Annotated in this window: 20 protein-coding genes; 10 read left to right on the forward strand and 10 right to left on the reverse strand. The window is 56.4% G+C overall.

Going from position 1 to position 18,399, the window contains the following annotated elements:
* Positions 1–66: 66 nt before the first annotated feature.
* The 4 genes from ORY85_RS03235 to pheS form a co-directional block, all read right to left on the reverse strand.
* The gene (locus ORY85_RS03235) at positions 67–375 is read right to left on the reverse strand and encodes a nucleotidyltransferase family protein (RefSeq protein WP_274571527.1); all 309 of its coding nucleotides are present in this window, start codon (positions 373–375) and stop codon (positions 67–69) included.
* On the reverse strand, positions 368–787 hold the full coding sequence (locus ORY85_RS03240) for an HI0074 family nucleotidyltransferase substrate-binding subunit (RefSeq protein ID WP_274571528.1): 420 nt from the start codon (positions 785–787) through the stop codon (positions 368–370). Before ORY85_RS03240 ends, ORY85_RS03235 begins: the two co-directional genes overlap by 8 nt.
* A 38-nt stretch (positions 788–825) precedes the next feature.
* On the reverse strand, positions 826–1,629 hold the full coding sequence (locus tag ORY85_RS03245) for a PhzF family phenazine biosynthesis protein (RefSeq protein ID WP_274571529.1): 804 nt from the start codon (positions 1,627–1,629) through the stop codon (positions 826–828).
* A 91-nt stretch (positions 1,630–1,720) separates the two neighbouring features.
* Complete coding sequence (pheS, locus tag ORY85_RS03250; RefSeq protein ID WP_274571530.1) at positions 1,721–2,710, reverse strand: phenylalanine--tRNA ligase subunit alpha; 990 nt, start codon at positions 2,708–2,710, stop codon at positions 1,721–1,723.
* 236 nt (positions 2,711–2,946) lie between these two features.
* Between pheS and ORY85_RS03255 the strand changes: the two genes are divergently transcribed.
* A complete protein-coding gene (locus ORY85_RS03255) occupies positions 2,947–3,813 on the forward strand; it encodes a phosphoribosylaminoimidazolesuccinocarboxamide synthase (RefSeq protein ID WP_274571531.1) in 867 nt (288 codons plus the stop codon).
* Between the two features lie 365 nt (positions 3,814–4,178).
* On the opposite strand, the gene ORY85_RS03260 is transcribed toward ORY85_RS03255, so the two are convergent.
* Together ORY85_RS03260 and ORY85_RS03265 are read right to left on the reverse strand one after the other, a co-directional pair.
* Positions 4,179–4,799: a 3'-5' exonuclease gene (locus ORY85_RS03260; RefSeq protein WP_274571532.1), complete on the reverse strand. Its 621-nt coding sequence runs from the start codon at positions 4,797–4,799 to the stop codon at positions 4,179–4,181.
* A gap of 9 nt (positions 4,800–4,808) precedes the next feature.
* Positions 4,809–6,614, reverse strand: coding sequence for a DUF294 nucleotidyltransferase-like domain-containing protein (locus ORY85_RS03265; RefSeq protein ID WP_274571533.1), 1,806 nt, complete (start codon positions 6,612–6,614; stop codon positions 4,809–4,811).
* A 219-nt stretch (positions 6,615–6,833) separates the two neighbouring features.
* Here ORY85_RS03265 and ORY85_RS03270 point away from each other — a divergent pair, with 219 nt between their 5' ends.
* From ORY85_RS03270 to hemW, 4 genes are all read left to right on the forward strand, one after another.
* Positions 6,834–8,576: a potassium/proton antiporter gene (locus ORY85_RS03270; RefSeq protein WP_274571534.1), complete on the forward strand. Its 1,743-nt coding sequence runs from the start codon at positions 6,834–6,836 to the stop codon at positions 8,574–8,576.
* Between the two features lie 47 nt (positions 8,577–8,623).
* Positions 8,624–9,034 carry an NfeD family protein gene (locus tag ORY85_RS03275; RefSeq protein WP_338578321.1) on the forward strand — a complete coding sequence of 137 codons (411 nt, stop codon included), beginning with the start codon at positions 8,624–8,626 and terminating at the stop codon, positions 9,032–9,034.
* Between the two features lie 27 nt (positions 9,035–9,061).
* Positions 9,062–10,027, forward strand: a complete 966-nt coding sequence (locus ORY85_RS03280; RefSeq protein WP_274571630.1) for an SPFH domain-containing protein — start codon at positions 9,062–9,064, stop codon at positions 10,025–10,027.
* A gap of 71 nt (positions 10,028–10,098) precedes the next feature.
* On the forward strand, positions 10,099–11,274 hold the full coding sequence (gene hemW / locus ORY85_RS03285) for a radical SAM family heme chaperone HemW (RefSeq protein ID WP_274571631.1): 1,176 nt from the start codon (positions 10,099–10,101) through the stop codon (positions 11,272–11,274).
* A 523-nt stretch (positions 11,275–11,797) separates the two neighbouring features.
* Here hemW and rplI read toward each other — a convergent pair.
* Genes rplI through rpsF form a run of 4 tightly spaced genes read right to left on the reverse strand, consistent with a single transcriptional unit; the run spans position 11,798 to position 13,180 of the window.
* Positions 11,798–12,253, reverse strand: a complete 456-nt coding sequence (rplI, locus tag ORY85_RS03290) for a 50S ribosomal protein L9 (protein ID WP_274571535.1) — start codon at positions 12,251–12,253, stop codon at positions 11,798–11,800.
* An 18-nt stretch (positions 12,254–12,271) separates the two neighbouring features.
* Positions 12,272–12,502 carry a 30S ribosomal protein S18 gene (rpsR, locus tag ORY85_RS03295; RefSeq protein ID WP_274571536.1) on the reverse strand — a complete coding sequence of 77 codons (231 nt, stop codon included), beginning with the start codon at positions 12,500–12,502 and terminating at the stop codon, positions 12,272–12,274.
* Positions 12,503–12,508: 6 nt separating this feature from the next.
* On the reverse strand, positions 12,509–12,805 hold the full coding sequence (gene priB / locus ORY85_RS03300; RefSeq protein ID WP_274571537.1) for a primosomal replication protein N: 297 nt from the start codon (positions 12,803–12,805) through the stop codon (positions 12,509–12,511).
* Positions 12,806–13,180, reverse strand: coding sequence for a 30S ribosomal protein S6 (gene rpsF / locus ORY85_RS03305; RefSeq protein WP_274571538.1), 375 nt, complete (start codon positions 13,178–13,180; stop codon positions 12,806–12,808).
* A gap of 288 nt (positions 13,181–13,468) precedes the next feature.
* On the opposite strand from rpsF, the gene ORY85_RS03310 reads away from it, so the two are divergent.
* The 5 genes from ORY85_RS03310 to ORY85_RS03330 all read left to right on the forward strand — a co-directional run bounded on the left by ORY85_RS03310 (position 13,469) and on the right by ORY85_RS03330 (position 18,372).
* A complete protein-coding gene (locus tag ORY85_RS03310) occupies positions 13,469–15,001 on the forward strand; it encodes a mechanosensitive ion channel family protein (protein ID WP_274571539.1) in 1,533 nt (510 codons plus the stop codon).
* Positions 14,998–15,444 (forward strand): dihydroneopterin triphosphate diphosphatase, encoded by a 447-nt coding sequence (nudB, locus tag ORY85_RS03315; protein ID WP_274571540.1) that lies wholly within the window; start codon positions 14,998–15,000, stop codon positions 15,442–15,444. The genes ORY85_RS03310 and nudB overlap by 4 nt, the downstream gene beginning before the upstream one ends.
* A gap of 122 nt (positions 15,445–15,566) precedes the next feature.
* Positions 15,567–16,331 carry an endonuclease/exonuclease/phosphatase family protein gene (locus ORY85_RS03320; protein WP_274571541.1) on the forward strand — a complete coding sequence of 255 codons (765 nt, stop codon included), beginning with the start codon at positions 15,567–15,569 and terminating at the stop codon, positions 16,329–16,331.
* A gap of 16 nt (positions 16,332–16,347) precedes the next feature.
* Positions 16,348–17,403 carry an aldo/keto reductase gene (locus ORY85_RS03325; protein WP_274571542.1) on the forward strand — a complete coding sequence of 352 codons (1,056 nt, stop codon included), beginning with the start codon at positions 16,348–16,350 and terminating at the stop codon, positions 17,401–17,403.
* 156 nt (positions 17,404–17,559) lie between these two features.
* Positions 17,560–18,372, forward strand: a complete 813-nt coding sequence (locus tag ORY85_RS03330; protein ID WP_274571543.1) for a symmetrical bis(5'-nucleosyl)-tetraphosphatase — start codon at positions 17,560–17,562, stop codon at positions 18,370–18,372.
* Positions 18,373–18,399 lie beyond the last annotated feature (27 nt).

Below are 18,399 nucleotides of genomic sequence, written 5' to 3' on the forward strand. Positions count from 1 at the left end.
TTAATCTCTATAAAATCTTATTTTTAAATCAACGATAAAATGAATCATCTACATCACAGGCAGATTTCAGACGGCCTCTTGAAGCACCCGATACTGTCTGAGAATAATATTCCGAAATTCCGGGCCGATAACACCCCAATCGACAATATCCACCTTCCAAGGCAAATCGGATTGGGAAAAATCGTCTTTTAATGCGGCATGAACCGCCAAAGGCAACGGCCGGTTGCCGATCACGGCCAAATCCAAATCAGAATACATTCTGGCCGTACCGTTCACACGGGAACCGAATGCCCAAACAGCGTGTTGCGGCACATTTTTCCGCAAAATCCGACACACAATCTCGCGCTCTTGAGGTGTAATATCCAGTTTATTCATGATGTTGAGACAATCTGCGTTGCAGTTGGCCCAGCAGGAAAGCCGCTTCCTGCAAAAACTGCTCGATACCGGCAACCACAGCCAATGCCACAGCTTCATCATACGTATGACTCGTACGGCTGCGCATATCGCGGTACTGCCGCCAATCCGCCCAATTGCCGAGCAGCAAGTCCTGCTCATTGGCGGTGCGGATCAAATCCTGAAAAGCCATTTGGTCGAACTGTACCGGATTGGCCGATGTTTCCGCCAAATAACGCTTCAAGATTTTATGGCTGATTTCATATGTAAACTCAAACCGCTGAATCAGACCGTCGCGGATTTGATCGTCACCGACATCTTGCAGGTAACGCTGCCAACCTTCCTCCAACCGCTTCACTGCATTCGCCAGTGGTGTCAAACTGAGTACACTCATGGTTTTATCCCCCAACATCGGATTTCAGACGGCCCAGATCAATCGGCCACGCTAATCCGCCCTTCCAGATAAGGCACACAATAGCCACCGACGGTTACGCCGTCTTCATCAACGCTGCAATAAAGACGGCCGCCGCGTGCGGAAGCCTGAAAAGCGTATAAAGTCCTCCTGCCCAGCGCGGCAGCCCAATAAGGCGCAAGGCCGGCATGAATCGAGCCGGTTACTGCATCTTCGCTGCCGCCGTTGGCCGGCCAGAAATAGCGTGAAACAAAATCATATCCGCCGCCTTCGGCCGCAGCGGTCGCCACCACATCGTAAGGTGCCAGCTGTTTTAAATACGCATCATCGGTTTGCAGCGCGCGGACATCGGATTCGCGGCCATACACGGCAAAATAAGCCTGTGGGTTGCGCAACACTTTTTCCGGCCGGACACTCAAACCTTGCAGCAAGGCATCGGGAACGGTATCGAGCGGTTCGGGCGCACGGTTGGGGAAACGCATTTCGATGCGCCCGCCTGCCTGCTCAATCCGCATTTCGCCCACAGCGGGCGCGTAAACCGACAGACTCTGCCACGCGGTATGACGCTGGAACAGCACCCAAGAAGCCGCCAGCGTGGCATGGCCGCAAAAATCCACTTCCAGCAAAGGCGAAAACCAGCGAATATCGAAACACGCATCGCCTTTTTGCACGACAAACGCCGTTTCGGCCAGATTGTTTTCGGCGGCAATCTGCTGCATCACGCCCTCGGGCAGCCATGCGTCCAGCAACACTACCGCCGCCTGATTGCCGCGAAACGGCACATCGCTAAACGCATCAACAATATAAATCGGATATTGCGCCATCACACTCTCCCCAAATCCGCCCCTGCGGCCGTTTTTTCGGATATTCAGACGGCCGAAGCCGTCAACGGGGTATTTCAGGCCGTCTGAATATTCAGCGGAACTGCTTCAAAAAATTCAAATCATTGTCGAAAAACAGGCGCAAATCGTTTACGCCGTAGCGCAGCATAGCGAAGCGGTCGAGGCCGATGCCGAAAGCGAAACCGGTGTACTGTTCAGGATCGATATTCACGTTTTTCAACACATTAGGGTGCACCATGCCGCAGCCGCCGACTTCCAGCCATTTGCCGTTGTCGCCCATGATGTCGATTTCGGCGGAAGGCTCGGTAAACGGGAAAAACGACGGCCGGAAGCGCACCTGCAAATCGTCTCGCTCGAAGAAGCGGCGGATAAAGTCGGTGAACACGGCTTTCAAATCGGCCATGCTCACACCCTCTTCCACCCACAAACCTTCGCATTGGTGGAACATGGGCGAATGGGTGGCGTCGCTGTCCACGCGGTACACGCGGCCGGGCGCGATGATGCGGACCGGCGGATTTTTTTTGTCCAGCATATAGCGGATCTGAATCGGCGAAGTGTGCGTGCGCAGCACATCGCCGTTTTCGACGTAAAACGTGTCCTGCATGGCGCGTGCGGGGTGGTTTTTCGGGATATTGAGGGCTTGGAAATTGTGGAAATCGTCTTCGATTTCGGGGCCGTCGGCCACTTCGAAGCCCATGCCGTGAAAAAGTTCGACCACGCGTTGCAGGGTCAGGGTAACGGGGTGCAGGCCGCCGGAAGTCTGGCCGCGGCCGGGCAGGGTAACGTCCAAAGCCTCGGCTGCCAGTTGTGCCTGCAGTTTGGCGGCATGAAAGGCATCGCGCTTTTGATTGTAGGCCGTCTGAAAGCGGTTTTTACATTCGTTGATGTGGGCACCGACGGTTTTTTTCTCTTCGGGCGGCAGGCTGCCGAGCTGTTTGAGCAAGGCGTTCAGTTCGCCGGTTTTACCCATGTAGCGGGCTTTCACCAGCTCCAATTCTTGAACATCGGCGGCCGCTTCGACGGCGGCAATGCCGGCGGCGGCAATTTGATCTACATTCTGCATAGTGGTCGGGATTCGGAGATTGGGTTACTCGGCCGCCTGCCGGACTGCTGCGGACGGCGGGTTTTCAGACGGCCTGATGAAGCTCGGATTTTAACGTATTTCGGCGGCAATTTAAATTGCGGCGGCAAAAAACCGTCCCTGTCCGATGCGGATTTATTTTCCGCTTCCCGCCTTTTCGGCAGAAATTTACCGTAAAATAGCAGCCTTGTTTATCTTTCTTGTATCCGGGACTCAAAATGAACGGCATCAGTTTGCAAAAAATCTATTCGGGCAAAGTGCGCGATCTGTATGAAATCGACGATAAACGTATGTTGATGGTGGCCTCCGACCGTTTATCCGCGTTTGATGTGATTCTGGACGACCCGATTCCGGGCAAAGGCGAAATTCTGACCCAGATTTCCAATTTCTGGTTCGACAAACTCGCCCACATCATGCCCAACCACTTTACCGGCGATTCTGTTTACGATGTGCTGCCGAAAGCGGAAGCCGATTTGCTGGCCAAACGCGCGGTCGTAGCGAAAAAACTCGAACCGGTCAAAGTAGAAGCGATTGTGCGCGGCTATCTGGCGGGCAGCGGCTGGAAAGACTATCAGAAAACCGGTGCAGTATGCGGCATTGCCTTGCCCGAAGGCCTGCGCGAAGCGGAAAAACTGCCCGAAGTGATTTTCACGCCGTCGACCAAAGCCGCCGTGGGCGATCACGACGAAAACATCAGCTATGAAGCGTGCGAAGCGGTTATCGGTAAAGAGTTGGCCGCACAAGTGCGCAACAAAGCCATTGCGCTCTACACCGAAGCGGCCGCCTACGCCGAAACGCGCGGGATTATTATCTGTGATACCAAATTCGAGTTCGGTCTCGACGAAAACGGCACGCTGACTTTGATGGACGAAGTGCTGACCCCCGATTCCAGCCGTTTCTGGCCGGCCGGTCAGTACCGCGTCGGCAGCAATCCGCCCTCGTTCGACAAACAGTTTATCCGCGACTGGCTGGAAGCGGCAGGCTGGAACAAACAGGCTCCCGCACCGCGCGTGCCTGCCGATGTGATTGCTCAAACCATGGAAAAATACCGCGAAGCCCTGCAGCTGCTCAGCGGCAGCTGCTGATAACAGGTTATCAAAAGGCCGTCTGAAAAACAGTTATCTGCGTTTTCAGACGGCCTTTTGGACGGTTTCCGTGTCGGTGAGCGTGCGCGTTTTTTACCCGTTTCCTCTCTGGATTTATCTGTTGAAAATCATGTCGGATTCAAGAATCCGACCTACCAAATTCAGGCGGGCGGGTGCGTTTTTACACGTTGCACCTTCGGATTTGCCTGTTGCGAATCATGTCTGTCGGATTCGAGAATCCGACCTACCGAATCAACGTAGGTCGGATACTTGTATCCGACACCATTCAACCACACCATTCAACCACAACCTGAACAATGCCGTCTGAAAAGCGCAACCTGCTGTTTTCAGACGGCCTCTGCCTCCTATACTTTTCGTGCCTGCAAGGCCAGGAACATCATGGCCACATTGATGGAATCGTTCAGCGCATCATGGCGCGGCAAGTCGGGAATGGCGAGTTTGCGTATCATGCTGGCCATACGCAGATCGACATAGCTGTCATAATATTTGTTTTTGGTTTCCTGACGGTGATAAAGCGCGGATACTTCTATCCGGCGGTTGGGCAGGCGTATGCCCAGCATCGGGCGCAGGAATTTATTGACCATCGCCACATCGTAATCCAAAAAATAACCCACCACCGGCCGGCCGCCGACAAAATCGAGAAACTGCCGCAACGCGGTTTCAATATCGAGGCCGTTGCGCAAGTCTTTCGGCCGCAGTCCGTGAATCGTTACATTGGCGGCTTCCATCATACCTTCGGGCTTGACCAGTACATAAAACGGTTCGCTGGTCAGCACGGCATTGTCTTTGATTTTGACCGCGCCGATGGAAATAATTTCTCCTTCTTTCACGTTCAGGCTGGTGGTTTCGCAATCGAAACTGACGTATTCACCGTGATACGGACGCTCGTCGAACAGATAAGCGTATTGCGGGTGTTTCAGCATCAGGCGGTCGCGGCGGCGCTGTATGGCGCGGATCAGATTCATACGGCCTCCTCAGGCGTTCAAATGGAAATGTTGACGCACAAAGCCTTTGAAGCGTTTCACCACCTGTAAAGATTCTTTGAGCAGGTCGCGTTCCAAAGTCGAGAGGCTGTGAATATCCAACTGGTTCGGCTGCGTCACACGTCCCTCGTGCAGCGTTGCCAGCCCCGCTTTCAGGCGCATTTCCATTAAAAACCGGTAGGCCTCCGCCACGTCCTGCGCCAGCTGCTCCTCCATCACGCCTAACTGGGCCAGCCGTTTGAGCCGTTCGAATGTATTGGTTTCCGCCAGGCGCGCTTCCAACGCCAACGCACGCACGCCGTGTACCACCGGAAACAGTCCCATTTTTTTCACGTCCATACGCTCTTCGCGGCCGCGGTGCAGCAGTTGGGCGAAAAATCCCCTGCTGTGGCTGTCGAACTGCTCGACCGCGCGGGCAAACGTCATCAGCATACCGGCATCCTTGCTCATCACGCTGCGCAGATGTGCTTTTACTTCGTCCAGCAGAGTGCTGTCCCCCGCCACCGGTTTGGCATCGATAAAAATCGCCAGATTCATCATCGCTTCGGGCGACGCAGCGCGCAGCCAGCCCGATACGGTCTGTTTAAATTCGCCTGCCGGTTTGCGCCACTGCGGGTTGTTTACCATAATTCTGCCCGCACAGGGCGGGTAGCCGAACCGTTCGAGCGTGGCGGAAAACTGCGCGGCCGCCGCTTCGGCCGTCTGAATATCTGCACCTTCGCGGATAATCAGCGCATTGTCCTGATCGGTTTTCAGAATCTGCTCGCCGCGCCCTTCCGACCCCATCACTATCAGGCAGGATTGCGCATAAAGGCTTTCGGGCGCAATCAGCCGCCACGCTTTTTCAAACAGGCTGCTGTTGAGTACCTGCATCAATTGTGCCAGCTGCGGCGCGCCCAAGCCGTTCTTGCGCAGCACGCGCACCGATTCGTTCATCTGTGCGGCAATCGCCGCCAAATCGTCCAGCGTGTCTGCCCTTTCCAGCCGCTGTGCTACCAGATGGCTGTGGTTGGACAGATAGGCCAACACATCAATCTGCTCCAATGCCCCCACCGGTTCGCCGTTTTCGGTAACCACCACGCGCTGGATTTTGTGCTGCGTCATGCGCAGTAAGGCGTGGAAGACAAAATCGTCAATGTCGATACTGATCAGGTCGAATGTCGCCCAACGGTGGGCCGCATCGCTGCCGGACACCCCCTCAATGACAATATTGCGGAAGGCCGATTCGGTAAACAGCCCCACACGTTTGCCGTGGCGCACCAGCAGAGATTTGGTTTTGGCCGTTTTCATCATTTGTGCCGCAGCCAAAACCGTCGCCCCCTCTTCCAGCCATACCGCTCCGTGGCGGTAGGCATCGCGCACCTTGGCCGTAAACAGTCCCGCCATCTGTTCTTCGTCCCGCCCCGCCGACAGGCTGGACAGTTTTTCCGCCGCCGAGGCGTAGCAATATGCGCCGAAACGGCTGTTGGAGTGAATCAGCGTCTGCACGGCCGCTTTCGGAATGCGGTACAGCAGCGTGTCTTCGGCGGCGGTAAACAGATTGGGCGTACTGCCCTGCATCAGTGCGCGCGCGTCAAACGTGTCCCACACATGATAGAGCGCGGCCACTTCGCCGTCTTCACCGCTTTCTTTGACCACACCCTTAATCACTACATACAGATGTTCGATCGCCGCCTGCGGCCGGATAATCGGCTCTTCTTCGGCAAAAAACACAATATCCACCGCTTTTTGCAGCAACTGCCGCTCACCCGCGTCCAAACTGTCGAACGGGGCATGACTGAAATCGAAACGCTCCATTTTTTCTCCCTTTGCCCGTGTTTGTCATAAACGGCATTATGTATCCGCGGCCGTCTGAAAATCAATCGGCAGCGGTTTTCAGACGGCCTATACACCCGCTGCTCCGCACCCGGCAGGCACCCTGAAACCCTTCCGTTTTTTGCCGAAAATACAGACCGTTCTGTGCTATAATTTGTCGACTTTTTTATCAATATCCGCTTTATCGTTCAAGGAATGTCCATGGACGGCATCAATGCCCTCTTTCTGATTATCGCTTCACTGCTGTTTGTCAGCGTCATCGCATCGCGCGTTTCCACCCGCCTCGGGATGCCGCTGCTGCTGGTTTTCCTCGGCGTGGGTATGCTGGCAGGGGAAGAAGGCATCGGCGGCATCAAATTCGACAACTTCATGGGTGCCACCATGATCGGCCAGCTTGCACTGGCGATTATCCTGCTCGACGGCGGCCTGCGCACCAAGCTGGAAAGTTTCCGCATCGCGCTCAAACCGGCCGCCGTTTTGGCCAGCTGGGGCGTATTGGCCACGGTGGCGCTGCTGGGCGTATTTGCCACCTTCTATCTCGGCATCGACTGGCGGCTCGGCCTGCTGATGGCCGCAATTGTCGGCTCCACCGATGCGGCGGCGGTATTTTCGCTGATGCGCAGCAGCGGCGTACGCCTCAACTCGCGGATTCTCGCCACGCTCGAGCTGGAAAGCGGCCTGAACGACCCGATGGCGATTCTGCTGGTAACCGCCTTAATCGGCCTGATTATGAGTCCGGCCGACATGGGGGCGGGGGCGATGTTGTGGATGCTGGCCAACCAGCTCCTGCTCGGCCTGCTGTTCGGTTACGGCGCGGGTAAATTTCTGGCACGGCTCTTGGCGCGTATCCATTTGGCCGAAGGGCTGTACGCCATTCTGATTGCCTCCGGCGGTCTCTTGCTGTTTGCCGTGACCAATCTGCTGGGCGGCAGCGGCTTTCTGGCGGTATACTTAGCCGGGGTATTCATCGGCAATTCGCGCAACCACTCTACCGAACACGTACTCAATGTGATGGACGGCTTGGCATGGCTGGCGCAGGCATCGATGTTCCTGGTGCTGGGTCTGCTCGTTACACCCAGCCGCCTGCTGGAACACGGTTTCAATTCGCTGGTTATCGCCGCTTTTCTGATTTTGGTCGCCCGCCCGCTGGCCGTCTGGTCGTCGCTGAAATGGTTCCGCTATGCCAAACGCGAGGTGGCCTATATCAGCTGGGTGGGGCTGCGCGGCGCAGTGCCGATTACGCTGGCGATTATGCCGCTGATCGAAGGCGTACCCGGATCGTATCTGCTGTTTAACGTAGCCTTTGCCGTGGTCATCTTGTCGCTGATGATTCAGGGCACGACCATTCCGCTTTTGGCCGGCAAGCTCAAAGTCGTTCTGCCGCCCACGCCCGAACCGCTGGCCTCGCGCGAAGTGTGGCTGGCCGACACGCTGCCCGTTACCCTGCAATCGTTCAAAGTGGAAGCCGATTCCGATGCCGAAAACAGCCATCCCTCGGCCATGACCCGTCAGGAAGAGTTTAGCGAGGGACATCTGTTTGCCTTGGTGCGCAAAGGCGGTACGGTCAATATCCACCCTAGCACCAAAATGCAGGCAGGCGATGTGGCCTGGTATGTTTTGAAAGACGGCTTGGGCTGTGATTTTGCCAAACAGTTTGCCGACCGCAAGCTCAGTCAGGACCAGCAGCAGTTCTACGGCGAATTTATCCTCAACCCCGAAACCAAAGTCGGTGATCTGGCCATGGCCTACGGTTTGAACATCGAGCAGGCGCAACAATCCCTGACACTGGTCGATCTTTTCCGCGAACACTTCGGCGAAATGCCCGTAGCCGGCGACCGCATTGCGCTGAACGGCTTTGAAATCACAGTCAAAGAGCTGGACGGGCGCAGCTATATCCAATCGTTCGGCCTGAAAATGCCCAAGCCGCACGCCGAGGCCGTCTGAAACCGCCCAACTGCCGCCCTGCCGATAAAGTCTTAAAGGAGCCGCTGATGTACTGGTTTGCCGCCGCCGTTACCGTTTTCATTATCGAAATGTTTCTCGGTACCGCTTATCTGCTGATTCTCGGTGCCGCCCTGACCGGCGGCGCCATCGTATCCCTGTTTTCAGACGGCCTGACACTGCCCGTTCTGACAACCGCAGTGCTCAGTGCCGCAGGCCTGATTTGGTTCTACCTGCCGCAAAACAGGCGCAGCCGCCGGCCGGATAGAGAAGATACCGGCGATTTGGACATCGGCCAAACCGTCCAAGTCGTCCGTCATCTGCACACCGACCACTACGAAGTGGCCTACCGGGGCACATTCTGGCAGGCACGCGCCCTCAACCATATGCCCGATTCCGCTGCCACCACCGCCGTCATCAACGGCAAAGAGGGCAACACCCTGCTGGTCCGCCTGCATTAATCCGCTTCCCACCCCAAGGAGACTATGATGGATTTCACTGCCTTTATCAACCTGCCGCTGTTTATTCTGATTGCCGTCATCATTTTCGGCTTCAAGGCCGTCTGTATCGTGCCACAGCAGGAAGCCTATATCGTCGAACGTTTCGGCAAATTCCATAATGTGCTGACCCCCGGCCTGAAATTCGTGGTTCCGATTATGGACCGCGTGGCATACAGGCACACACTGAAAGAAATCCCGCTCGACGTGCCCAGCCAAGTGTGCATTACCCGCGACAACACCCAGCTGACCGTAGACGGCATCATCTATTTCCAAGTGACCGACCCCAAGCTCGCCTCATACGGCACCAGCAACTACATCACCGCAATTACCCAGCTGGCACAAACCACACTGCGTTCGGTAATCGGCCGCATGGAATTGGACAAAACCTTTGAAGAGCGCGAAGAAATCAACCGGGTGGTGGTCGATGCACTGGACGATGCCGCTGTTTCCTGGGGCGTGAAAGTCTTGCGCTACGAAATCAAAGACCTGATTCCGCCGCAGGAAATCCTGCGCGCCATGCAGGCACAAATCACGGCCGAACGCGAAAAACGCGCCCGCATTGCCGAATCGGAAGGCCGCAAAATTGAGCAGATCAATCTGGCCAGCGGCCAGCGCGAAGCCGAAATCCAGCAGTCCGAAGGCGAGGCGCAGGCTGCGATTAATGCGTCCAACGGCGACAAAGTCGCCAAAATCAATCAGGCTCAGGGCGAAGCTGAAGCCCTGCGTCTGGTGGCCGGAGCCAGTGCCGACGCCATCCGCATGGTAGCCGAGGCGATACGCGCGCCCGGCGGCGAAGAAGCAGTCAAACTGAAAGTAGCCGAACAATATGTCGAAGCCTTCGCCAAACTGGCCAAAGAAAACAATACGCTGATTATGCCCGCCAATGTGGCCGACATCGGCAGCCTGGTGGCCGCCGGTATGAAAATTGCCGAAGGCGGAAAAACGTCCCGATAACGGCACCGCTCCGGCCGTCTGAAAACTGCCGCCGTGTGTTTTCAGACGGCCTGATTCCCGTGTTCTCCATGATGATCCCGATTACCCTGCCCCAACCCGCCCGTCTGAGTATCCTGCCGCCGCTTTCGCTTTACGTGCACATTCCGTGGTGTATTCAGAAATGCCCGTACTGCGACTTCAATTCGCATACTGCCAAAATCCGTCCCGACGAAACAGCCTATATCGACGCGCTTTTAACCGATTTGGAAAGCGAGCTGCCGCATATCTGGGGACGGCCGGTAGAAACGGTCTTTATCGGCGGCGGCACGCCCAGCGTATTTTCCGCTGCCGCCATCGACCGGCTGCTCAACGGCATACGCGCCCGCCTGCCGCTGCAACCGGGCGCAGAAATCACGCTGGAAGCCAATCCCGGCACTTTCGAGCGCGAAAAATTCGCCGGTTTCCGCCAAGCGGGTGTTACCCGTCTGTCCATCGGCGTGCAGAGTTTCCACAACCCCTCGCTGCACGCGCTGGGGCGCATTCACAATCAGACCGAAGCACTGCGCGCCATCGAAGAAGCAGTCAAACTGTTCGAGCAGGTCAATATCGATTTGATGTATGCCCTGCCGAATCAAACCGTACAGGCTGCCGTCCGCGATGTGGAAACCGCCGTACAGAGCGGTGTCAGCCACATCAGTGCTTATCATTTGACCATGGAGCCGAACACCCCTTTCGGCCACACCCCGCCGGCCGGCCTGCCGCAGGACGATGCGGCGCAGGACATCGAAGATGCCGTCCACGGAACCCTGCGTCTGGCCGGTTTCGAGCATTACGAAACCAGCGCGTTTACCCGCAACGGCCACTACTGCCGCCATAATCTCAATTACTGGCAGTTTGGCGACTATATCGGTATCGGTGCCGGCGCACACGGCAAAATTTCCAAACACAACGGCATCGAGCGCACCGTCCGCCGCCGCCACCCCAACGACTATCTGGCCGCCGTCGCCGCCGATGCCGCTTCGGCAGCAGAACGCCGGTCCGTTGCCGCAGCCGATCTGCCGTTTGAATTTATGATGAATGCCCTGCGCCTGAGCAACGGCGTACCGGCGGATTGGCTGCGGCAACGGACCGGCATTCCGCCCGCAGCCATTGCCGCCGAAATCAAACAGGCCGTCTCACTCGGTCTGCTCGATTCCGACCCTGCCCGCTTCGCCCCCACCGAACAAGGCAGACGGTTTCTCAATAATTTATTGCAGTGCTTTTTATAGACAAGGCGCGCAAACAGGCCGTCTGAAAACTCCCTACCACTGTTTTCAGACGGCCTGTCCAGAAATATACCAACAGCGTCATCAGCAAGCTGGTGCAATCCGCAGAACCATCCGTCGAAAAGCCTGTTTCCCGACCCCGACATCAGCAGTTTGCGAACTGACGCCCTGACAACGCAGTCCGCCGATTCGACAATTCGGTCATCTGCTGGCGAAAACAGCAGTTCGGTTCGAAAACCTTGTCCCATGCGTACCGGGCTGCCATTTTCAGGCGGCCTAAACCGAATTAAACCGATTTTCCCATCTTAAATCTTTTCGCCGCTACTACCGCCGAACCCCATCTGCCACCGTGAGACAGTCTGCTCCATTCATGTCATGAGCAAAAGTCGAACGCAGGTAAGCCGCGCGCAGGCAGTGCAGCCGCCAACAAAAAAACCGAATCCCGTGCAATACACGAAATTCGGTTTTTCCGATTTGATTTCGGCTTTCTTAAAAGAAAGCCGACTATCAGACAACCGGCGGGAAATTACTCGGCAGCAGCCGGAACCACGGCAACGGTAATTTTGGCAACGGCATCGGTATGCAGCGCCACTTCCACTTCATACTCGCCTACGGCTTTGAACGGACCTTCCGGCAGGCGGACTTCCGATTTGGCCGCTTCGATACCGGCAGCACGGATGGCTTCGGCGATGTCGGCATTGGTTACCGAACCGAACAGGCGGCCGTCCACACCGGCTTTTTGGGCAACGGTAATGGTTTGACCGTCCAATTTGGCCTGACGCGCTTGGGCATCGGCCAAAATTTCAGCCTGTCTGGCTTCCAATTCGGCACGGCGTGCTTCAAATTCGGCTTTGTTGGCATCGGTTGCACGTTTGGCTTTGCCTGACGGAATCAGGAAATTGCGCGCATAACCGTTCTTAACGGTTACGATGTCGCCCAGATTGCCCAAACCACCGATTTTTTCTAACAGGATAATTTGCATGGTGTCTTCTCTCCCGAATTATTTATGTTGGTCGGTGTAAGGCAGCAGAGCCAGAAAACGGGCGCGTTTTACGGCAACAGCCAGCTGGCGTTGGTAATGCGCCTTGGTGCCGGTAATGCGGGCGGGAATGATTTTGCCGTTTTCGGTAATGAAATCTTTCAGCAAATCAACTTGTTTGTAATCCACTTCTTGGATTTTTTCAGCCGTGAAACGGCAGAATTTTCTACGTTTGAATGATTGACGAGCCATGTCGTTTTAACCTTTATATTCTTGAATGTTCTGGATACGCAGTATCGGCTTGGGATAGCGCAGGGAGCGCACGGCCAAAAAACCTTCGGCCTGAACCATGATATTCTGCCGATGCTGCCATTGGCAGGCTGCCTCACCGAGCAATTTGGCGGCTATTTCAAACTTGACCAAGCAGGCTTGGCCGTTTTCCTGCTGCCAGGACTCATGCTTCAACACCGCATCAAGCACGGGCACACCTGCCGGTGTATAGCGCAGCTGGCCGTTGTGGCACAGCATGGCGGTGAGAATCAGCGTATTGTCCAATTAAGCCTCGGCGGCTGCCTCTTGCTGCTGGCTGCCCGACAGCAGGTTTTTAGACTTCTCCTCCTTCATCATCGGAGAAGCCTCGGTAACGGCTGCTTTGGTTTGGATAGTCAGATGGCGCAAAACGGCATCGTTGAAGCGGAATGCGGTTTCCAGCTCTTCGATAACGGCCGGCTCAGCTTCCACATTCATCAGCACATAATGCGCTTTGTGGATTTTATTGATCGGATAAGCCAATTGGCGGCGGCCCCAGTCTTCTAGACGGTGGATTTTGCCGTTGTTTTCGGTTACCAGTGCTTTGTAGCGCTCAACCATCGCGGGCACCTGCTCGCTTTGATCCGGATGAACGATAAACACGATCTCGTAATGACGCATGTTATCTCCTTACGGTTTAAAAACAGCCTTCTGCCATGCGGTGCAGAAAGCAAGGTTGCAAAACGCGGCATTATAATGCTTTTTATCCCGGCTGCGCAAGCAGCCTGCGATTTCCCGACCGCCCTGACAGAGGGTGGTTTGGCTGTGGCGTTTTTTTGCCTTTATAATGGCTATACTTAAAAAATTAATTAACTTACCGAAGATACTTATAAATGGCCGTCTGAAAACGGCTGTTCCCGTTTTATGCAAGAATATTCTGCCCCGTCCACTTCTCCTCGAGTAACCGCTATGACCGATTCCGCTGCCCAAACCGCTCTCTCCGGCCTGCCCAACGCCGCAGGCGAAACCGACAAACTGCTGTTTCAGTCGGGACTGGCCGATTTTTTCGTCCGCCTGTTTACACCGCAGGAATTTACCTCCCGCCTGCTGGAACGCAGTTTCAGCCAAACGCTGGGCTGGGTGGAGCTGGCCTTGATGCTCGGCCTGATGGCGGCGGCATGGTGGCTGTCCGGTATCGTCAATAGCCGCTTTGTCCGCAACGACATTTCGGGTTGGCCGCACATCGTACGCCGCCTGATGTGGCCGGTTCTGATGCTGGCGGCCGCCCTGCTGGCCGTATTTGTGTGGAACACCTTAGGCCTGCGCGCGGTCTGGCTGCGTTTTCTGATTCTGTCGGCCAACTGGATGATTCTCATCCGCCTGATTATGGCCGTCCTGCACACCGCCCTGCCCGCGCACCGTTTAAGCGGCCTGCTCGAACGTACGGTTTCCGCCCTGTTGTGGGTTTCATTTCTGGCCTGGGTATCGGGTTTGGACGATATGATTGTCAATTGGATGAAAAACCTCAGTATTCCGCTGGGTTCCGCCCAATTGAGCCTGTGGATGGTCTTTACCGGCATTTTATGGGTCAGCGTTATTATGGTACTGGCCATGTGGCTGGCCAAACTGGTTCAACGCCGCCTGATTGCCAGTGCGCATCTTGACCCCAGCCTGAAAATCATGCTGTCCAATATTGTCGGCATCGTTTTCGGCGCGCTGGCGATTTTAATCGCACTGCCGATTGTGGGTATCGACTTGACGGTGCTAAGCGTATTCGGCGGCGCATTGGGCGTGGGCATCGGCTTCGGTTTGCAGAAAATCGCCAGCAACTATATTTCCGGCTTTATGATTCTGGGCGACCGTTCCATCCGCCCCGGCGACCGGCTGACGGTAAACGGCTTTACCGGCTACGTAACCAAAATTTCCGCCCGCTTCGTCGTACTGCGCAGCGCCACCGGCGCCGAGGCACTGATTCCCAACGAAACGTTCGTCACCAATACCGTTATCAACGAATCCTACACCAGCAAAGCCCTGTGGCAGGGGCTGGACATTCAGGTTTCCTATGATTCCGACATTGTGCGCGCGATGGAAATCATGGTGGAGGCGGCCAAAAAACAGGAACGGGTCGATCAGGAGAAAGCCCCCAGCGCCGTACTGACCAACTTCGGAGCCGACGGCATCGACCTGCGCGTGGGATTTTGGGTAAAAGATCCGGAAAACGGTTTTGCCGGTCTTTTTTCGGCCATTCTGATCGACATCTGGCACGGCTTTAATGCCGAGGGCATCGATTTCCCCTACCCGCAGCGCGAAATCCGTATTTTGCAGAACGAGGAAAAACCCGATGCGGCCTCCATTCAAAAAGCCGCCGCCAAAGCGCGCGAAAGCACCTACACCGACCCCGCCGTCAATGCCGGACTGGGCGATGCCAACGAAGCCGACCGTGCGCAGCGTGCCGCCAGTCAGGCCGTACCGGCCGCCCCCGCTCAGGCAGACAGCCGATGACCCGCCCGCTCAAACAGCCGGTTTCGGTGCTGGTGGTGCTGCACGACGGCAACGGCAGTATCCTGCTGCTGGAACGTGCCGACCGTGCCGGTTTCTGGCAGTCGGTAACGGGCAGCGTCGAACCCGGCGAAAGCCCTGCGCAAACCGCCCTGCGCGAAGTTGCCGAAGAAACCGGCATCATTCTGCCCGCCGCCGCACTGGACGACTGGCAGCACAGCACAGTCTATGAAATTTACCCGCACTGGCGGCACCGCTATCCGCCGGGCGTTACTGAAAATACCGAACACACATTTTCCGCCCGTATCGACCGCAACACCGCTGTCCGTTTAAGCGAACATACGGCCTACTGCTGGCTGGATACGGCTGCCGCCGCGGAAAAAGTCTTTTCACCGTCCAACCGCGAAGCCATCTTGAAACTGGCCGGACGCAACAAGGCCGTCTGAAAACCGCTTCCCCGCTTTCAGACGGCCTTATATATTACACAGGCTTATATATTACAGGCTCTCCTTGCAATCTGCCCCCACATCCCTATAATCGGCATACACGCCCATTAGCCGCTGCCGCCATGACGCCCCGTCCGATTACCGTCTCCACTTACAATATGCACAAAGGCATGTCCGCGCTCAACCGCAAAGTGCAACTGGACGACATGGCTGCCGCTTTCAACCATATCCGGCCGGACATTCTGTTTTTACAGGAAGTTCAGGGGCTGAACCTGACACGCAGCCGCAGGCGGGACAACTTCCCTGCCCGCGCCCACCACGACATTCTCGGCCGCCGCCTGGCTTATTACAGCAGCTACGGCCAAAATGCCACATTCAAAGAAAAACACCACGGCAACGCCATTCTCAGCCGCCTGCCCATCGATACCCGCCGCAATCTGGACATTACGGTAAACCGTCTGGAAAAACGCGGCGTACTGCATTGCGAAATCCGCCCCGAAGGCTGGACACGGTCAGTCGTCTGCCTTTGCGCCCACCTGAACCTGCTGGAAACCGACCGCGCCAAACAGTACACCGCACTGTTTGAATACATTACCACCTATATCGATGCCGCAAGCCCGCTGATTCTGGCCGGCGATTTCAACGACTGGCGTGCCAAGTCATACCGCCACATCGGCCGCACGTTGGGCTTGGAAGAAGTCTTTCTGTCGCACTTCGGCACACACCCGAAAACCTTTCCCGCCCGCCTGCCCGTATTAAGCCTCGACCGCATCTACACCCGCAACCTGCAGATTCTCGACGCACAAATCCACAACCATGCACCGTGGACCCACTTATCCGACCACCTGCCGCTCAGCGCCACCCTGCTGCCCGGCCGAACCACGTAAAAAAGGAAAACACCATATGGAAACCCGACCACTCGGCCGCAGCGGCATCCAAGTCAGCAAACTCTGCCTCGGCACCATGACCTGGGGCGAACAGAACAGCGAAAGCGAAGCGCACGAACAGCTCGATTTCGCGCTGGCCAACGGCATCAACTTTATCGATACCGCCGAAATGTATCCCGTTCCGCCAAATCGCCACACCTACACCTTTACCGAACAATACATCGGCAACTGGATACAGCGTCGCAGACGGCGTGATGATTTCGTGCTCGCCAGCAAAATCGCCGGCCCCACGTCCGCCAACAAAATGGAAAACTATATCCGGGGCGGCAACGACTTTTCCCGTGCGCAAATCATCGAAGCCTGCAACGCCAGCCTCAAACGCCTGAAAACCGACTATATCGACCTCTACCAACTGCACTGGCCGGAGCGCGGAACCAACTTTTTCGGCAGGCTCGGCCTGAGCGACATCGATACCGCCCTGCCGTTCACCCCGTTTGAAGAAATCGCCGACACCTTGGGCGACTTGGTCAAACAGGGCAAAATCCGCGCCTACGGCTTATCCAACGAAACCGCATGGGGTGCCATGCGCTACTTGAACGCCCACGAACACAAACCCGGACACCGCCCGCGTCCCGCTTCCGTGCAAAACCCCTATAATCTGCTCAACCGCAGCTATGAGGTCGGTTTAAGCGAAGTCTCCCTGCGCGAAGACATTCCGCTGCTGGCCTATTCGCCGCTGGCCTTCGGCGTGTTGAGCGGCAAATACCGCCACGGCGCACTGCCCGAAAACAGCCGCCTCGCCCTGTATCCCCGCTTTGGGCGTTACAGCAATCCGCAGGGACTGGCGGCGGTCGAGCGTTACGCCGCCGTGGCACAAGAAGCAGGCATCAGCCTGACCACGCTGGCACTGGCCTTTGTCAGCAGCCGCCGTTTTGTCGCCAGCAATATTATCGGTGCCACCAACCTGAACCAGCTGGCCGAAAATATCGCCGCCGGACAAGCCGAACTGTCAGCCGACACCTTGGCCGCCATCGATGCGGTACACACCGAAATCAGCAACCCCTGCCCCTAAACCATTAACAGGCCGTCTGAAAATCCCCATTCGGATTACCCGTGCGGCAACATACGCTGCGGTCATTGTGCATAAAAAACTGCTGAAAGCAGCCTGCCGCAACCGAATCCGAATCCACCCGTTTTTCAGACGGCCTATCACCCACCGCAAAACATCATGGCACATTACGCAATCGGCGATCTGCAAGGCTGTTTCGAACCGCTGCAACGCCTGCTCGCACAAATCGGCTTCTCCCACAGCCGCGATACCCTCTGGCTGACGGGCGATTTAATCAACCGCGGCCCCCAATCGCTCGAATGCCTGCAATTCTGCATGGCACACGAAGGCAGCGTACAAACCGTACTCGGCAACCACGACCTGCACCTGCTCGCCCTGATGCACGGCCACGGCAGAATCAAGCGCGGCGACACCATCGCCGACCTGCTGACCCACCCCGAAGCGGAACGCATCAAAAACTGGCTGCTGCGCCAACCGCTGCTGCGCCGGCACCAAAACTACCTGCTGGTGCACGCCGGTCTGCTGCCGCAATGGACGGCACAACAGGCCGCCGCGCTGGCCGCCGAAGTCGAAACCGTTTTACAGTCGGATCGGGCCGATGCCTTTTTCGCCCGAATGTACGGCAACCTGCCCGACCAATGGCACGACAATTTACAGGGATTCGACCGTCTGCGCCTGATTACCAACGTCTTTACCCGTATGCGCGCACTCACTTTCGACAACACGCCCGATTACAGCTTCAAAGGCACGCTTGCCGATATGCCCGGCCACCTGCGTGCGTGGTTTGAAGCCCCCGGCCGCCGCCACACCGACCACACCGTCGTTTTCGGCCACTGGTCGGCTCTCGGTTACCTCGATGACAAACACGTCATCGCACTTGACACCGGCGCCGTCTGGGGCGGCCGCCTGACGGCCGTCGATTTGTCCGACCGCACAATCAGCCAGACAGCGGGAACCGCCAAGGCCGTCTGAAAGCCAACAGATAATCTCCGTCAAGGA

The sequence above is a fragment of the Neisseria leonii genome (assembly GCF_028776105.2).
Lineage (GTDB): Bacteria > Pseudomonadota > Gammaproteobacteria > Burkholderiales > Neisseriaceae > Neisseria > Neisseria leonii.

Excerpts from the sequence above, each read along its gene's own strand:
- rpsF (WP_274571538.1), bottom strand. The coding sequence starts at position 13,180 with ATGCGTCATTACGAGATCGTGTTTATCGTTCATCCGGATCAAAGCGAG.
- rpsR (WP_274571536.1), bottom strand. The coding sequence starts at position 12,502 with ATGGCTCGTCAATCATTCAAACGTAGAAAATTCTGCCGTTTCACGGCT.
- ORY85_RS03265 (WP_274571533.1), bottom strand. The coding sequence starts at position 6,614 with ATGGAGCGTTTCGATTTCAGTCATGCCCCGTTCGACAGTTTGGACGCG.
- ORY85_RS03255 (WP_274571531.1), top strand. The coding sequence starts at position 2,947 with ATGAACGGCATCAGTTTGCAAAAAATCTATTCGGGCAAAGTGCGCGAT.
- ORY85_RS03330 (WP_274571543.1), top strand. The coding sequence starts at position 17,560 with ATGGCACATTACGCAATCGGCGATCTGCAAGGCTGTTTCGAACCGCTG.
- ORY85_RS03280 (WP_274571630.1), top strand. The coding sequence starts at position 9,062 with ATGGATTTCACTGCCTTTATCAACCTGCCGCTGTTTATTCTGATTGCC.
- hemW (WP_274571631.1), top strand. The coding sequence starts at position 10,099 with ATGATCCCGATTACCCTGCCCCAACCCGCCCGTCTGAGTATCCTGCCG.
- ORY85_RS03260 (WP_274571532.1), bottom strand. The coding sequence starts at position 4,799 with ATGAATCTGATCCGCGCCATACAGCGCCGCCGCGACCGCCTGATGCTG.
- ORY85_RS03320 (WP_274571541.1), top strand. The coding sequence starts at position 15,567 with ATGACGCCCCGTCCGATTACCGTCTCCACTTACAATATGCACAAAGGC.
- ORY85_RS03275 (WP_338578321.1), top strand. The coding sequence starts at position 8,624 with ATGTACTGGTTTGCCGCCGCCGTTACCGTTTTCATTATCGAAATGTTT.
- ORY85_RS03310 (WP_274571539.1), top strand. The coding sequence starts at position 13,469 with ATGACCGATTCCGCTGCCCAAACCGCTCTCTCCGGCCTGCCCAACGCC.
- ORY85_RS03245 (WP_274571529.1), bottom strand. The coding sequence starts at position 1,629 with ATGGCGCAATATCCGATTTATATTGTTGATGCGTTTAGCGATGTGCCG.
- ORY85_RS03270 (WP_274571534.1), top strand. The coding sequence starts at position 6,834 with ATGGACGGCATCAATGCCCTCTTTCTGATTATCGCTTCACTGCTGTTT.
- ORY85_RS03325 (WP_274571542.1), top strand. The coding sequence starts at position 16,348 with ATGGAAACCCGACCACTCGGCCGCAGCGGCATCCAAGTCAGCAAACTC.
- ORY85_RS03240 (WP_274571528.1), bottom strand. The coding sequence starts at position 787 with ATGAGTGTACTCAGTTTGACACCACTGGCGAATGCAGTGAAGCGGTTG.
- pheS (WP_274571530.1), bottom strand. The coding sequence starts at position 2,710 with ATGCAGAATGTAGATCAAATTGCCGCCGCCGGCATTGCCGCCGTCGAA.
- rplI (WP_274571535.1), bottom strand. The coding sequence starts at position 12,253 with ATGCAAATTATCCTGTTAGAAAAAATCGGTGGTTTGGGCAATCTGGGC.
- nudB (WP_274571540.1), top strand. The coding sequence starts at position 14,998 with ATGACCCGCCCGCTCAAACAGCCGGTTTCGGTGCTGGTGGTGCTGCAC.
- ORY85_RS03235 (WP_274571527.1), bottom strand. The coding sequence starts at position 375 with ATGAATAAACTGGATATTACACCTCAAGAGCGCGAGATTGTGTGTCGG.